9 protein-coding genes are annotated in these 14,967 nt (G+C 61.2%); 4 read left to right on the plus strand and 5 right to left on the minus strand.

What is annotated here, in order from left to right; all coding sequences use genetic code 11:
- Positions 1–3: 3 nt before the first annotated feature.
- The 4 genes from V5E97_RS38675 to V5E97_RS38690 all read right to left on the minus strand — a co-directional run bounded on the left by V5E97_RS38675 (position 4) and on the right by V5E97_RS38690 (position 3,782).
- A complete protein-coding gene (locus tag V5E97_RS38675; RefSeq protein ID WP_406696879.1) occupies positions 4–1,248 on the minus strand; it encodes a diadenylate cyclase in 1,245 nt (414 codons plus the stop codon).
- Between the two features lie 301 nt (positions 1,249–1,549).
- Positions 1,550–1,843 (minus strand): hypothetical protein, encoded by a 294-nt coding sequence (locus tag V5E97_RS38680; RefSeq protein ID WP_406696880.1) that lies wholly within the window; start codon positions 1,841–1,843, stop codon positions 1,550–1,552.
- A 918-nt stretch (positions 1,844–2,761) separates the two neighbouring features.
- Positions 2,762–3,292 carry a c-type heme family protein gene (locus V5E97_RS38685; RefSeq protein WP_406696881.1) on the minus strand — a complete coding sequence of 177 codons (531 nt, stop codon included), beginning with the start codon at positions 3,290–3,292 and terminating at the stop codon, positions 2,762–2,764.
- Between the two features lie 61 nt (positions 3,293–3,353).
- Complete coding sequence (locus V5E97_RS38690) at positions 3,354–3,782, minus strand: RrF2 family transcriptional regulator (RefSeq protein ID WP_406696882.1); 429 nt, start codon at positions 3,780–3,782, stop codon at positions 3,354–3,356.
- A 396-nt stretch (positions 3,783–4,178) separates the two neighbouring features.
- On the opposite strand from V5E97_RS38690, the gene V5E97_RS38695 reads away from it, so the two are divergent.
- The 4 genes from V5E97_RS38695 to V5E97_RS38710 all read left to right on the plus strand — a co-directional run bounded on the left by V5E97_RS38695 (position 4,179) and on the right by V5E97_RS38710 (position 13,208).
- Positions 4,179–5,576, plus strand: a complete 1,398-nt coding sequence (locus V5E97_RS38695; protein WP_406696883.1) for an APC family permease — start codon at positions 4,179–4,181, stop codon at positions 5,574–5,576.
- A gap of 86 nt (positions 5,577–5,662) precedes the next feature.
- A complete protein-coding gene (locus V5E97_RS38700) occupies positions 5,663–10,327 on the plus strand; it encodes a neutral/alkaline non-lysosomal ceramidase N-terminal domain-containing protein (RefSeq protein ID WP_406696884.1) in 4,665 nt (1,554 codons plus the stop codon).
- Positions 10,328–10,484: 157 nt separating this feature from the next.
- Positions 10,485–11,009 carry a DUF3568 family protein gene (locus V5E97_RS38705; protein WP_406696885.1) on the plus strand — a complete coding sequence of 175 codons (525 nt, stop codon included), beginning with the start codon at positions 10,485–10,487 and terminating at the stop codon, positions 11,007–11,009.
- Positions 11,010–12,182: 1,173 nt separating this feature from the next.
- Complete coding sequence (locus V5E97_RS38710; RefSeq protein ID WP_406696886.1) at positions 12,183–13,208, plus strand: sugar phosphate isomerase/epimerase family protein; 1,026 nt, start codon at positions 12,183–12,185, stop codon at positions 13,206–13,208.
- A gap of 502 nt (positions 13,209–13,710) precedes the next feature.
- Here the strand turns inward: V5E97_RS38710 and rsgA are convergent.
- Entirely contained in the window at positions 13,711–14,880 is a 1,170-nt protein-coding gene (gene rsgA / locus V5E97_RS38715) for a ribosome small subunit-dependent GTPase A (protein ID WP_406696887.1), read from the minus strand.
- Between the last annotated feature and the right edge of the window lie 87 nt (positions 14,881–14,967).

A 14,967-nucleotide genomic window follows, 5' to 3' on the forward strand; every position in this document is an offset into this window, starting at 1 on the left:
AACTCAGTTCGCCCTTGATTCCAAGGGCAAGGCCGACACCGCCACCTTCTCGCCCGGTCGGGGTCGACAGGGGATGAGCCGGAAGTGAAGAACTCTGGGCTCGATACGATAGACGCTGAGGTCGGGCGGATGAACGCAATCGGCTTCCGTCAGATGGGCATTCACCACGCCGGCGCCATAACCCCCAAGTTCCACCCGAATTTTCAATGAGCTGGGTGACAAAAGTGCGAACGCCGGCTCGGGACCGGACAGGGTCACTCTCGCCTCAGCGGGAGGGCGATCATCCAAGCATAGGTTCGTTGGTATGTTCCGATACTCAATCGGGACAACGAAGGTCTGCTCGATCGTCTCTCCCTGGCGGGCGAAAACAAACCAGCCCAACGCAGCAATCGCCAACGAGGCGAGCTTTAATCCGGAATGGCGGAACAGGAGCTTCGCCAACCTGGGCCGATGGGTTGCGGGACACATCTCCGCAAGGAAACCCTCCAACCGTTGTTTCAGTTCAGCGGCTGAGGCGATCTCAATCAGTCCCCCGTCCCGCGCGATGCTCACCTCGCCCCGCTCTTCAGAAACGATTAAAACCATCGCATCGGTCAACTCGGAAAGTCCAAGGCCAGCACTATGGCGCGTCCCTCGCAATTTCGCCTCGTCGAGATTCTCCGAGAGCGGAAGTTGAACGCACATCCGCACGATCCGACCATCCCGAATCACGATCGCGCCGTCATGCCCCGGTGAATGAGGGTCAAAAATGCTCTGCATCAAGATCGCCTTGATGGGTGCGAGCAACTCAATCCCACCATTCACGCAATGATCCAACTTCTCACGGCCCTGAAGCACGACCAGCATGCCAATGCGTTTCTCGGCACTCTGGAGGGCGAGTTCGACCAGAGCGTCCACGTCCTCTGTCGTGCGATCCGACCGAACCGAAGTACGCGACGGACGCCGGTGTCGCCAGCGAAGGACAGCGCGTCGGATATCCTCCTGAAACGCGATTGCGAACAGGACGAAGAGCGCCAAGCTCGCGGTGCGCAGCAGCATCTCAGTCAAAAAGAGCCCGAAGGCACGGGCCGTGAAATAGATGCCCACCATGACGACCGCGACCACAAGCGGCATTCGGTTCACGGTCGTCCGCAGCAGGCGAAGCACACCATAAATGAGGACGGACGCGACCACGATGTCAACGATCTCTGTGACATCGATCGACACGGCTGAGCGGAGCGTGGGCCAGTCGAAGGACGTCAAGAGCACCTCCAACGGCCAAGACCGGTGCTCTCCCTCGGAACATTCATCTTGATGCACCATCGTTTCGGCATGGCCGATTCCGTCTCGAATCGTCGATGACTCCCCCAATTATATAGGACCCTGGTGGGCTAAACTCAAGCCAGGCGGAACCGCGGACGGAGAATCCGCCCAACGGTTCAACGCCCACTCGAGTCGTCCCATGAATTGTTGGGGAAGGTGGCGGCTGAGTCGGCCGCGTCATTGGGGAGCTCAACTGGCTCCTATCGGCTCGCACCTTTCGGAACGCCCGAGAATGCCACCGGAACCGCTAGATGGCCTCAGCCAACACGTCCAGGTCGTGGACGAACAGCGGAGCGGGAATCGGGCACCTGGCGATGATCGAACGATCGGCGAGCAGCTCAGCAGGGGCGGTCCATGCCGAATCAAAGACCTGCGGATCGGTCCAAAGCGGGATCACTCGATGAACGCCACGATCCAGGGTCACGGCAACGCCATGAATTGTGCGAACGTCGTTGGCGTCGGCCTCTGCGGCCGCCTCAGGACTGGGGAAGAGTCGAATTCGGTCCACCTGATGATCTGAGGCCGTGGTGGTATAGAGCATGGCACGATCTCCCTAAGCGCGGATATCAAGCGCGGTCCATCGATGCGTGTCTTGATCGTGTCGACTACAAACGCTGCCCGAAAAACCGCCGGCTGTGAGCGAATCTGGCTCGCCGAACCGGCTGAGCGGATTGTCCCCTGCGATCAACCTTGAGAAGCTGAGCAAAGGACGAAAGATGAGACGAGTCTTAGCAACGGGATGGACGGGTCAACAACGAAGGATGTGAGATCGACCCGGTGAGTCGTGGAGCCCGCCTGAACGGCGAACGGCATGCGTAAACCACAACTCTGCAGTGGAAGTGGGAGAAAGAAGACCGGGACAGGATGTGGATTCAACTTCATCGCCGAACCCAATTTCAAAGCCCTGCTCGCTCGGTTCGACGATTGCAAAGAGCCTGAGCACCTGTGTCATCGTGTTGTCTTCAGCCTCAAACCATTAGGAGAGCACCTGTCGAGTTCCTTCTCGCACGAATGATCCAAGTTCACCGATCAAGTAAGCGGTGCCGATCCAGCCATTCGACCATCACGAGACGCCATCTTTGATCGGCGAATCGATTCTAGTGACGCGCGAGTCACATTCGCAAGTCCGTTTTTCGCCAATATTGACGTTCGGATCAAATCGGGTGGGCGTTGGTATTCACGCCCCTTCGGGCGAACAAGCATCGAGAACAAATTTACTGTTGCGTTACAGACAATCTTATCAATCCATCAATCACACATATTCTAAACAAAAAACCTCATTCCAGAGACAGGCCGAATTCACTCAATCCCACATCGACCATCCCTTGCACATCGAGTTCAGGTAGTCACTAAATGAAAAATTGATAGCCCCTGCTCAGCCACCTTATCAACGAAAAAGAGGGGACCCAAGACGGGCCCCCTCTTCTCTGGAGTCGCTGTTGAATGAAGCCGGGCGGCCTCACTTAACGGGAAGTTCGTACCGAATAAACCCGAGCAGATCACCTTCCTTGACACCATGGCAGGACGCACACCGCTTCAGAACAGCAGGGACGAGCGTTGCGGCGTACAGCGTCCGCTTCGCTCCCTCTCCGGCAACTTCTTCGTAGTAGGGCTTGCCTGCTTGCATGGCCTTGGCAGCCCGCTTCTCGAATTCCGATTGCGGCAGGTTGGCCTCGTTCTGTGGCGATCCGGAGGCATCGACCAGTTTGGCTTTGTGCCAACCCTCCTTATCCATCGCGCCGAAAACATCCATGGCGACCTTGATGGCTGGCGGTCCCTCATCATACCGTTTGGTGACCGAGACCACGGCTGTCTTGTAGAGCGAATCGAGCATCTTGATCTGGTCCCGAGCGCGCGTCAGGGCCGGATCCTGAGCAGACTCCTCGGCGCGGAGTTCAGTTCCCGAGACCAGAACGGCGACGAGCGCCGCGGCCGCCAAGGAGGCCACCAGGCAAACGACGCAATACAAGCGGCCGCTTCTCATTCCCATCAGCATCGGTTCTCCCCTTCGTTGTCTGGAAACTACCATCAATGACCGTGCCCGGCTGGCGTCAAAGAGACTTCAATGTCACGATCCCGCCCGTCGCCGGTCGGAGCGACTCCAAAGTCACCCCATCCAGATAGTCCATCTGCCGCCGCTCAGCCTCGGCGAGCACTCCTCGCAAGGCACACCCAGGCTGAATCACACAAACCCCCGGTCGATCCACACACTCAAGCAGGTGAATGTTTCGTCCCTCGAAGTCGCGAACCACCTCGCCGACCGAAATCGTCGTGGCGTCGCGCATCAACTCAATCCCGCCCCCAGGCCCACGAACATTTCGCACGTAGCCAAGCCGACCCAACTGGTGAACCACTTTCCCCAGATGATTGACCGAAATCCCGTAAAACGCCGCCAACTCGCCCACGGTCGAGCGCCCTCGCTCCGTGGCCAGGTAGAGCAGAGTTCTCAGGGCGTAATCCGTCTGAAGAGCGAGTTTCATCCATCCGATCCCCGGCCGATTCTCGTATTTCTGCACCAAGAATACAGGAATCTCCAGGCAAATCAAGAAGCCGACTCTTTTCGAAGGCGAGTCGGTTGAAAACGATCGCTTTTGACAGTGGTTTTCGATGCTTTGAGACATTAAGTTCTCGCTGGGACTGGAAGCCGGGCAGGGTGCCAGGCGTTCCAGAGTTCCGTCGCGAATTGAGTATCGAGCAGGGGTGTCGAGGAAACGCGACGAACGAGACGTCGCCTTGAGCAGGAGGGCTCGCTCGCTGTCATTTGGAGGCTTCAGCAAGTTGTCGAGGTTGGGTGATCTGGGTGTATGATGGCTGAGCGGCTGGTCGCAAGGGATCGGCCTCACGCTGTTCCGCACCCGAATAAGGACCGACCTGGCATGCTGCGCCGACGACTTTCGTTGTTGCAGGCCGTCAGCCTGAACATGGCGATGATGGTGGGGATCGGCCCATTCATCACCATCCCGGAATTTCTCAAGAAGCTGGACGGTCCGCACGTGATGATCGGCTGGGTGATCGGAGCCGTGATCGCCCTCGCCGACGGCCTGGTCTGGAGCGAACTCGCGGCCGCCTTTCCCGGTTCGGGAGGGACCTATCACTTCTTCGACGCGGTCTACGGCGAGTCACGGGCTGGCCGCCTCCTCAAGTTTCTCTTCGTCTGGCAGTTCCTCTTCAGCGCACCACTCGAGGTGGCCACCGGAGCGATCGGGCTCGCTCACTACGCCGGTTATCTTGGGCCGGCGCTGAAGCAGACGGCCTGGTCCTGGCACGCCTCGGTTCCGATCCTGGGCGCTTTCACCTGGCAGGTGCAAAACGAACAGTTGTTGGCGATGGCCGTGATGCTGGCGATCACCGCGCTCGCATATCGTCGGATCGAGGTGGCTGGCCGGCTCATGGTTGTCCTCTGGGCAGGCATGCTCGCAACCGTGGCCGTCGTGATCGCGTCCGGACTGGGGCACTTCAACGCGGCCCAAGCCTTCGCTTTTCCCGCGAACGCCTTCACACTCGACCGCCCATTCGCGATGGGTTTGGGAGCCGCGGTGGGGATCGCGATGTACGACTTCCTTGGCTATTACCAGATCTGTTATCTGGGCGATGAGGTGGATGATGCCGCGCGAACGATCCCACGCGCTATCCTGATTTCGGTCGTCGCCGTCGCCCTCGTCTATTTGACCATGAATGTGAGCATTCTTGGCGTCCTTCCCTGGCATGAGGTCATCGCGTCGACCCATGTCGCCAGCGATATGATGCAACGCCTCTTCGGCGCAACCGCCGCGCGCATCGTCACGCTGATGATTATCTGGACGGCGGCAGCCTCAACCTTCGCGGCCTTGCTCGGCTACAGCCGAGTCCCTTACGCCGCGGCTCGCTCGGGACACTTCTTCCAGGGGCTGGCCCGGACTCACCCGACGGGCCTATTCCCTCACCGCTCCATGCTCTTGATCGCGGGCTTGGCCACGATTGCCTGCCTGGCCGACCTCGTCACGGTCATCGAAGCCCTACTCACTTCGCGCATTCTGATCCAATTCGTCGCCCAGATCGCCACAGTCTTCTACCTGCGAACACGTCCCGACCTGTTTGAGAAAATGCGATTCCGGATGTGGTTCTTTCCGCTTCCCGCTCTCGTTGCGTTGGCGGGCTGGCTCTTCGTCTTCGGAGCCTCAAGACCCCGAATTATTCTCTACGGGGTCGGCTCACTGCTCCTCGGCACCGCTGTTTTCATGGTCTGGAATCGGCTTGAGACAAATTCGCATCTTGACCGCACTCCCGTCGGTTGAGACGCTTGTGAGGAGCCGGAACACTCCCGACCCAGGGAACCGGAGCCAGCGAGAAGGTACGCGTTCCGTAATAAGAGGAGTTCTGAATGCAGCGTTTGTTCCTGGTCATGGCGAGTTTCCTTTGGCTTTCGTCATCGCCGGCAATTGCAAACCTTGAGCTCGGGGTGGCCCGGGTCGACATCACGCCCGACTACCCGATTCGACTCCACGGTTATCTCAGCCGCACACAGGAATCACGGGGCACCGCCCAGCGCATCTGGGCCAAGGCACTGGCCATTGGCTCAACCGAAGGACGCCGCGTCGTTCTGGTGTCGGTCGATAGCCTGGGGGTTCCCTTCGAGATCGTCGAGGAAGTGGCGAAACGGCTTCAAGAGAAGGAAAAACTTCCCAAGTCGGATTTCGTGGTAGCCGCCTCGCATACTCATAGTGCGCCTTGCTTGTCAGGAATCGCACCGAACATCTTCGGCAAGAAGATCGCCGACAACGAACTGGCGACGATCGAACGGTACACCCGCGAGTTGACCGACAACCTCGAGCGAGTCAGCCTCGCTGCCCTCAAAGACCTCCGTCCGGGGCGGCTCGACTGGGCCCAGGGGAGCGTCGGCTTCGCCAACAATCGGCGGACCAAGGGGGGACCGGTCGACCATTCGCTGCCGGTGCTCCGAGTGACTGATCTTGACGGCAAGATCCGCGCGATCCTCGTGAACTACGCCTGCCACTGCACGACACTCGACCCCAACGACAATAAGGTCGCTGGCGACTGGGCAGGTTACGCTCAAGAAGCGATCGAACACGATCATCCCGGCGCGATCGCTTTGACGGTCGTCGGCTGCGGCGCCGACTCGAACCCCCTGAAACGCCTCGCGGCTGATGGCGCTCAGGTCAACGGCCGCGCGATCGCCGACGAAGTCAACCGGCTGATCAAGCTGGCTTCGACCCCGAATCAAGCGGAAACACCCTGGCGGCCCCTTGAGACTCCTCCCGCCAAGTCACCTGGCGCCGAGGTGAAGCTTCCCCTGGACACGCTACCGACCCGTTCGGAGCTCGAGGCGCTCGTCAAGGCCGGAGGCCCTCCCGGCTACAACGCCTCGGTCCAACTCGCCAAGCTCGATCGCGGCGAACCGCTCCAGTCCGAGATCAATTATCCCGTCCAGGTCTGGGCCTTCGGCAACGAACTCGCCATGGTCTTTCTGCCCGGCGAAGTCGTCGTCGACTATGTGCTCCGGCTCAAGAAGGAATTCGACCCGGCCAAGCTCTGGGTCACCGCCTACGCCAACGACGTCCCTTGCTACATCCCCTCCGAACGCATCCTCCGTGAAGGGGGCTACGAGGGAGGCGGGGCAATGGTCTACTACGCGCGACCGGCCCGGTTCAAAACGGGCATTGAAGACTTGATCATCTCGGCAGTTCACAAGCTGATGCCGAAGGCGTTTCAAGCGAAACCGACGCCCAAAGCCGACGCTAAGGTAAACGCCACCCTCGAGCTCCCCACGGCGAAGTCGCCCGAGGAAGCCCTTGGTGCCATGTGGGTCAAAAAGGGGTTTCGCGTCGAGCTCGTGGCGTCTGAACCTCTGGTTCTCGACCCGGTCGCGATCGACTTCGGTGGCGACGGCAAGCTCTGGGTCTGCGAGATGCGTGACTACCCCTCTGGCATCGATGGCAACTGGAAGCCAGGCGGGGTCGTCAAAGTCCTCGAAGACCGCGATGGCGACGGACGCTATGAGACGGGAACGAACTTCATTGAGGATTTGCCGTTTCCGACGGGCGTGATGGCCTGGCGGAAGGGTGCCTTGATCTGCGCTGCCCCCGAAATCATCTATGCCGAGGACACCGATGGTGACGGCAAGGCCGACGTCCGCAAGGTTCTCTTCCGCGGCTTCGCGACGGAGAACTACCAGGCACGAGTCAACGGACTCTCCTATAACCTGGACAATTGGGTCTACGGCGCCAACGGCCTGATCGGCGGCACCATTCACGGCACGGCGACTGGACGCGAGATCAATATTGGCGGTCGCGATTTTCGGATCAATCCCGACAGCGGGACGATGGAACCGGCCTCGGGCCTGACCCAGCAGGGGCGGACCCACGACGACTGGGGCAATCAGTTCGGCAACACGAATAGCGACTGGCTCAGGCACTATCCGTTCCCCGATCAGTATGCCCTGAGGAATCCGCGCGTCGCGGCGCCGGGCCCCATGGTCTACGTCGCACGCGACCCCGACAACGCGCGGATCTATCCCAGCAGCCGGACGCTCGAACGGTTCAACATGCCGCAGAGTGCCAACCGAGTGACCTCGGGTTGCGGCCCGATGATCTACCGCGACACGTTGCTCGGCGATTCCTTCACCGGAAATTCCTTCACGTGCGAGCCTGTCCATAACCTGGTTCATCGTGAAGTTCTCAAACCGGACGGGATCACGTTCGCGAGCCACCGCGCGGAGGACGAGAAAACATCCGAGTTCCTCTCGTCGACCGACAACTGGTTCCGGCCCGTCCAGGTACGGACCGGCCCAGACGGAGCGATCTGGGTTGTCGACATGTACCGATCCGTTATCGAGCATCCGCGTTGGATCAGCCCGCAACAGCTCGCCACCCTGGACGTCCGAGGGGGGGCCGACAAGGGCCGCATCTACCGTGTGTTCGCCGAAGGACAGGCACCTCGCCCCGTTCCCATCCTCAACCGATTGGCCAGTCCCGAACTTGCCAAGCAGCTCGACAGCCCCAATGGCACCTTGCGTGACAACGTCCAACGACTCCTGGTCGAGCGTGGCGACCAATCGGCGGTGCCCGCACTGAAGGAAGTCGCCGCCCAGAGCACCCGGCCCGAAGGGCGGATGCAGGCGCTCTGCACTCTGGCTGGTCTCGGAACGCTCGAGAACACCGAGATCCTGCACGGACTGGCCGATCCCCATCCCGGCGTCCGCCGACAAGCCGTCCGGCTCGCGGAGCAAAGGCTCGGCGACGACGATCGGCTCGCGACCGCCGTCGGCGCACTCGTGGCCGACCCCGACCTCGGCGTCCGTTATCAACTGGCGTTAAGCCTGGGAGAGTGGAACGATCCCCGTGCAGGAGAATGGCTCGGCCAGCTCGCCTTACGGGATGGTAACGACGTCTGGGTCCGCGGCGCGATCCTCAGCTCGGCCGTGAAGCATCCAGGACCGATCCTCGCCGCCGTGGTCTCGGACAAGGCCGACCCGCGGATTCGCTCGGCCATGATTGGCCCGCTGGTGACCACGGCAACCTCGGCGCGAAATGCCGCTGCAATCGCAGCCCTCGTCGACTCTTTGCCCAAGCCCGCGAAGGGAGAACCGATCCCAACGTGGTGGCTCTCACTGGCCGCCGAACTCTTCGGGTCGGGCAACGCCGAAGTCGGTGATCTCGCCTCCTCCCCGTTCATGCACACCCTTTTCGCTCACGCACGCATCAGTGCTCGAGACGAGCAGGGGAAGGCCGGCGACCGAATCACGTCCGTTCGCCTGCTCGGGCACGAGAAGGAAAACCAGGAGGGCGACATCGCCCTGCTGACGGAGTTACTCGAACCTCGCAACAACTCGTCGATCCAGCTCGCGGCCGTACAGGGCTTGGCGAAGCTTGGCACCCCTGAGGCCGCTGGCCGACTGATCGCGGCCTGGCCCCAACTCGGTCCTGCCCTCCGCGCGGCCACCATCGACGCCTTGCTGGCCCGACCGAACTCCACCCAGGCGCTTCTCACCGCTCTCGAGAGCAAGTCGATCGGATCGGCCGAGATCGATGCCACCCATCGCCAGAGGCTGCTCGCTCACTCGGATCCTGCCCTTCGAGAACGGGCCGAAAAAGTCCTCGCGTCAGTTCGCCCGCGTGGCCGCGCCGAGGTTCTGAACGCCTATCGAGCCGCTTCGGAACAAACCGGTGATCCCAGCCGAGGCAAGGCGCTGTTCGGCAAGATCTGCGCAAGCTGCCACAAGTTTGACGGGCAGGGGCACGAGGTCGGTCCTGACCTGGCGGCTCTGACCGATACGACGCCCGACGCCTTCCTGACCGCGATCCTTGACCCGAACCGCGAAGTCGACGCCCGTTACGCCGGCTACACGGCCGCCGTGACCGACGGCCGTGTCGTGACCGGCCTGATCGCCGCCGAGACCGGCAACGCGATTACCCTGAAACGCCAGGAAGGCGTGCTCGACGTGATCCTCCGGGCCGATCTCGAAGCGCTCAAGACGACTGGCCAGTCACTCATGCCCGAAGGGCTTGAAAACGACCTCAAACCCGCCGACCTCTCCGACCTGATCGCGTATCTCTCCTCGGGTGCGCGGCGGCCGAAAGTTCTCGACGGCAACCATCCTGAAACGGTCGTCCAGGCGGCCGACGGAAGCCTTCGTCTGAGCGCCGAGACCGCGCAGGTCTTCGGTCCCACGCTGACCTTTGAGACGCAGTTCGGCAACCTCGGTATGTGGCAGAACGCCGGCGACCAAGCCGTCTGGACGGTGCGGGTCGATCGCCCGCAGACTTTCACCGTCTCCATGGAGTGGGCCTGCGCCGACGAATCGGCGGGGAACTCGTTCGAGGTTCGGTCCGAAGACAGAGTCCTTCCAGGCACCGTCGACGGCACCGGCCCGGGCACCTGGTCGCGTTATCGGTCGATCTTCGTCGGTGAGATGATCCTGGCCGCCGGGACTCATCGCATCGAATTTCGTCCGGTGGGACCGATCCGCAATGCTCTCCTCGACCTGAAGGCGGTGACCCTCACGCCTCGAGTGAAACTGGGGCGTTAACGAGGCTGGGGGGAGATACCCACTTCACACCTGACGTCACGCCGCAAGGCCGACTCAATCGATCGATTGAGTCGGCCTTGACCCTTTTGGTAGGAAGGGATAATTTGCCGCGACTTGGGTAGATACGTCATCAAGAATTCCAGAGATGAGGCGCACGATGCGACGGATCGCGCTTGCGGCCGCGATACTCTCGTCCTTAACGATCACCGGCTGCATGACTGTCGGGCCGGTCGCCGGACCCGTCATGAGCGCGACGGCATTCACCTACACGGCCGGACGTGCCACACAGGACTTCCACTACCCGGCTGCCACGCTCCAGTCGGCGATCACCGGAGCGATGGATGACCTCCGCGTCCACTCGGTCCGGTTGACGCACGATGCGGGAATGCTCGTCTACCACGGCTCGACGGCCGACGATCGTCGCGTCTCGGTCACTATCCGTCCCAACCAGGCCGTCTCCCGGATTAGCGTCCGAATCGGCTGGTTTGGCGATGAGCCACTCTCGCGAGCACTGATGGATCGAATCGGAATTCGCCTGGGTGAATTGCCTCCCTCGGCGATCCCGGTCGATCCCCCGAGCGAGCCCGGCTCGAATCCCTACTTCTCGCGTGACGCCGTTCCCGACTCGGTCATGCTTCGCGACCAGGCTGACGCCATGTACCGCGACTCTACCGTCCCCTGACCGGTCTTATGCATGGCGGACCTCTCCACCTGGAGGCGGTAATCGACTGGCCAGCCCTTCGTCCCCATGGGTCGAGCGGACCGCCCATGGGAAGCCATTTCGAAGGCCCGTCCGGGCCATGATCCTCCAGCGATCCGCATTCGGGTGAATCACGGACGGCGCCAATCGGCTGAGTTGGGGCGGAGTCGGCCCCTGGGCTTCTACCCGCGCACCGGGGGGGCGAGTACGGGTTCAAGCCACCGGGTTGCGGCCGGCCACAGACGGACGAGTAATCCGCTCTCATTCACGGCCGGTTCGTGTGGGTAAGCCCGCGATCATAACCTCGCGGCAACCGACACAATTGCCGTGCTAAACGCGTCTCAGGACGTCACAGGTCGGGGTCACGTTGTGCCCCCTCGTTTGCAGCGAAGTCGGCTCGCTCGAGGAGCGACGACCTGCTGAAGCTGCGATTGCGGAGTGTTGTTATTCTTTTGAATTCTCATTTTCAAATAAAAGGCCGCGTTCGACCATGGAACGCGGCCGGAGCCGTCAGAGTGAGCGTACGGCCAGGGCTCCGCACCGACCAAAAGCAACCAGAACGTTGATACGAGAACATCAGTGGTTTCTCGTCAAGTCTGGCGGTATTTGAAGGGCCAGCCGCGGCCCGCGACGTCTTTGCCTCCTGCGAAGACGGCTCGCGGGCCGTGTGGCCATTCATCTGAGGAATTAGACTCAGCACATGTCCAAGTCTACTTCCTCACGACAAAGGGTCGAACCTGGGGGACGCATCCATGCGACCAGGAGTCGAACCTTATTTTTTCGGACAGAATCCACGCAGCGTTGGACACGTGCGTGGCTGGATACCTAGGTGGGATCAAACTTTCCAAGGGCGTCTGAATCGAGCACAACTCGAATGTGAAGCGAATGGTGTCGTGCTCTCAGGACGGTCGCCAAAATACGCTGAGATGCCCCGTCCGTCAACCCACTCGCGTCCACTTTTTCCCGAGAACTCTCCAGATCCAAAAGGTCGTCATTGATGGGTATGGGAGCGAATTCCTTGTGAGTCGAACTTGCTCATGAGGTTGCGGCATTTCGTCTGAGACCCCGGCCTCGACCGAAAAATCTCCTTGCGGAGGCTGCGCCGTGGTGCGATCGTTAAGCAACATTTGCGGCACTTCTCAGGAAAAAGCAACGATGACCGTGCGGATTGGTTTGGACCACTACACGATCGCCCACCGCGACCTCTCCGCGGAGGCCACGCTCGAATTTGCCCAGGCCCACGGGTTCGACGGCGTACAGTTCCTCAATCCCGAGTCCATCGACCGGTCGCTCGCCCCTGGCCCCTTGGCGGCGTTCCGCCGCCGAGCTGAGGAGAGAGCGCTCTATCTCGAGGTCGGCTTGCCCTCGCCCAACCCCGTGCGTCGCTCACGGCACGAGGCCCGCGACGTCACGGCCGCCGAACACGCGCACGACCTGGTCAGGCACCTCGAAGCGATTGCAGCGCTGGGGTGCCGGCACGCAAGGGCCTACGTCGGCGACCGTCATGACCGATTCCGCACCGACGTTCGCTGGGACGCCCAACGTGCGGCCACGCTCGACGTGCTGTCGATCCTCGCTCCCCGGCTTCGCGAATTGGGCCTCCAGATCGCGTTGGAGACGCATGCGGACCTGACGGTCGAGGAACTGGTCGAAATGATCGACCGCCTCGGCCCTGACATCGTGGGAGTGACGTTCGACACCGGGAACCTGCTCATGCGGCTCGATGAGCCGATTGCGGCGGCCGAGCGGCTCGCACCCCATGTCCTGGCCACGCACGTCAAGGACGCGATCCTCGGCTTCACACCGCGGGGGCTCTGCTGGCAGGCGCGGCCGATCGGGTCGGGGGTGATCCCGATGCCCGACGTCCTCGCCACGCTCATCCACGCCAACCCAAGGTTAACGCTCTCCATCGAGCTTCATCCCAGAACCTACGACTTACCCATCTTCGACAAAACCTGGCTTTCCTTCTTCCCCAACCTTCGCCCTGAGGCGCTTGCCGGAATCGTCAATCTGGCGGAGCGGTGCGATCGCCGCTTCACCGAAGGATCGCTCGTCCGACCCGAGGTCATCGAAGCGATCCCCTGGGTCGACCGTGACCTCGATTGGATCGCCAGCTCGCTCGGCTATCTCCGAACCGTTGTTCAGGGACTTTCCCGTCTCGAAGGTCGAACCGCCCCTTAGCCCGTCCGACTGTTTGCCGACCCGAGCGGCCACAACCGGTGGCAAATCGACGCCTCGCGCGTGGCCGATCAACCTGGAGAGAAGCACCAAAACCGAAGTTTCATCCTGTTCCAATTCGCTTGTTTAAAACACAAACCCCACAGTTCATTCACACACTCAAAACAACAGATTCCCAGACGCAAAAACGTTCACTAGAACACAAAACCACCACAAAACGGAGACTGTAACGAGGATACCGGGATCTCGTTCCCACGCTCTGCGCGGGAACGAGTTTCTCCCGCGAATTTCGGCCTCGGGGTCAAACAAACGGCCCAGTTTCCTTGCGACAGACTCACAAAACGACCTCTTATTCAATCCAATCACACAAATCAAATATTGATTTGCTAGTGATCGCAAAATCATATAAAACACGCACAATCAAAAAGCGGCTCCCTTGCGCGAATGCGTCTCGCGAATTCAGCCCGCGATTCAACCGTGCGTGCGATCCGTCGAGGAGCTTCGCTCACTCCCCTTCGATCGGCTGCTGGGCATAGACTTTCAGGTAGCTCTCGTAGCGACCGAAGTGGATTTGCCCCCAGTGGACCGCGTCCTTGACGGCGCATTGGTCCTCATGGGTATGTGAACAGCTTGGGTACTTGCAGAGTGGGATGTAGGGTCGGAACTCGACGAAGTGAGCTTCGACTTCACCAGGGTCGACTCCCCAGAGCTCAAATTGGCGAAGGCCCGGGGTGTCGACGACATGGCCACCCGACTCGAGACGAATCAATTCGGCCGTCGTGGTCGTGTGCTTTCCCTTGGCCGTCCAGTCGGAAACCTCGCGGACCCGAAGGGCCAGGCCGGGCTGAATGGCATTCAGCAGCGAACTCTTGCCGACCCCGCTCTGGCCCGAGAACGCCGTCGTCCCTTCGGCAAGGAGCTCCTTGAGTCGAGAAATTCCCTGTCCGGAAGCCGCCGAGGTCACCAGCGTCTCGTAACCGAGTTGAGTGTAGAGCCCGATCACCCACTGAAAAGGGGCCGTGTCGACAAGATCGGCCTTGTTGAGGATGATAATCGGTCGTACGCCCCCGGTCTCGGCCGAGATCAGATAGCGGTCGATGAGCGGCAATTTCAGGCCCGGCTCCGCGAAGGCGGAGACGATCAAAACCTGGTCGACGTTGCACGCGATGACGTGCTCTCGCCGGCGGTAGCCCCGGGTAATCGTCCCGCGTCGGGCCTCGACTTTCTCGATCATCCCCTCGTCACCGGCCGCATTTCCGGGACGGAACCAGACCCGGTCGCCGACAGCGATGACGTTGCGCCCATCAATCGCCAGCGTTTTGAGAATCCGGCGCACATGACAGGCCCAGGTTCGGCCGTCGTCCCCCTCGACCATCGAGAGCAGACCGTGGACCCGAATCACACGTCCGGCAAGACAGGCCGAGAGATCCACGGACCGATTCGCCGAAGGCTCGGATGCGCCGGGCTCTCCCGGTTTCGGCTCACCGGCCTCGCCGACGTCCGTGACGATCGTGCGGTGCCTCGACAGGTCCCCCTTGGCGCGCACACGCTCGGCCGATGCCGGCTCGGCACGCGCCAGATCGTCCTGGCGGTAACGACGGGTCAGGTCGTTGGCGCGCGTCCGCTTCTGCCGATTCTTTTTGAACGCAACCCGGACCTTTTTCTTCTTCGCCACGTCCGAGGCCTTTCTAGATCGCTCGCTTTCACCTTCACGGTTCAAGGCTAAAGGGAGCGAGGCCCCGCTGTCAATTGAACGTGAGCA

It is taken from the genome of Singulisphaera photorubra (genome assembly GCF_045290345.1).
Taxonomy (GTDB): Bacteria; Planctomycetota; Planctomycetia; order Isosphaerales; family Isosphaeraceae; genus Singulisphaera.

Bases quoted from the DNA above. Each gene is read 5' to 3' on its own strand.
- V5E97_RS38710 (WP_406696886.1), top strand. From the start codon at position 12,183: ATGACCGTGCGGATTGGTTTGGACCACTACACGATCGCCCACCGCGAC.
- V5E97_RS38695 (WP_406696883.1), top strand. From the start codon at position 4,179: ATGCTGCGCCGACGACTTTCGTTGTTGCAGGCCGTCAGCCTGAACATG.
- V5E97_RS38680 (WP_406696880.1), bottom strand. From the start codon at position 1,843: ATGCTCTATACCACCACGGCCTCAGATCATCAGGTGGACCGAATTCGA.
- V5E97_RS38700 (WP_406696884.1), top strand. From the start codon at position 5,663: ATGCAGCGTTTGTTCCTGGTCATGGCGAGTTTCCTTTGGCTTTCGTCA.
- V5E97_RS38685 (WP_406696881.1), bottom strand. From the start codon at position 3,292: ATGGGAATGAGAAGCGGCCGCTTGTATTGCGTCGTTTGCCTGGTGGCC.
- V5E97_RS38690 (WP_406696882.1), bottom strand. From the start codon at position 3,782: ATGAAACTCGCTCTTCAGACGGATTACGCCCTGAGAACTCTGCTCTAC.
- V5E97_RS38705 (WP_406696885.1), top strand. From the start codon at position 10,485: ATGCGACGGATCGCGCTTGCGGCCGCGATACTCTCGTCCTTAACGATC.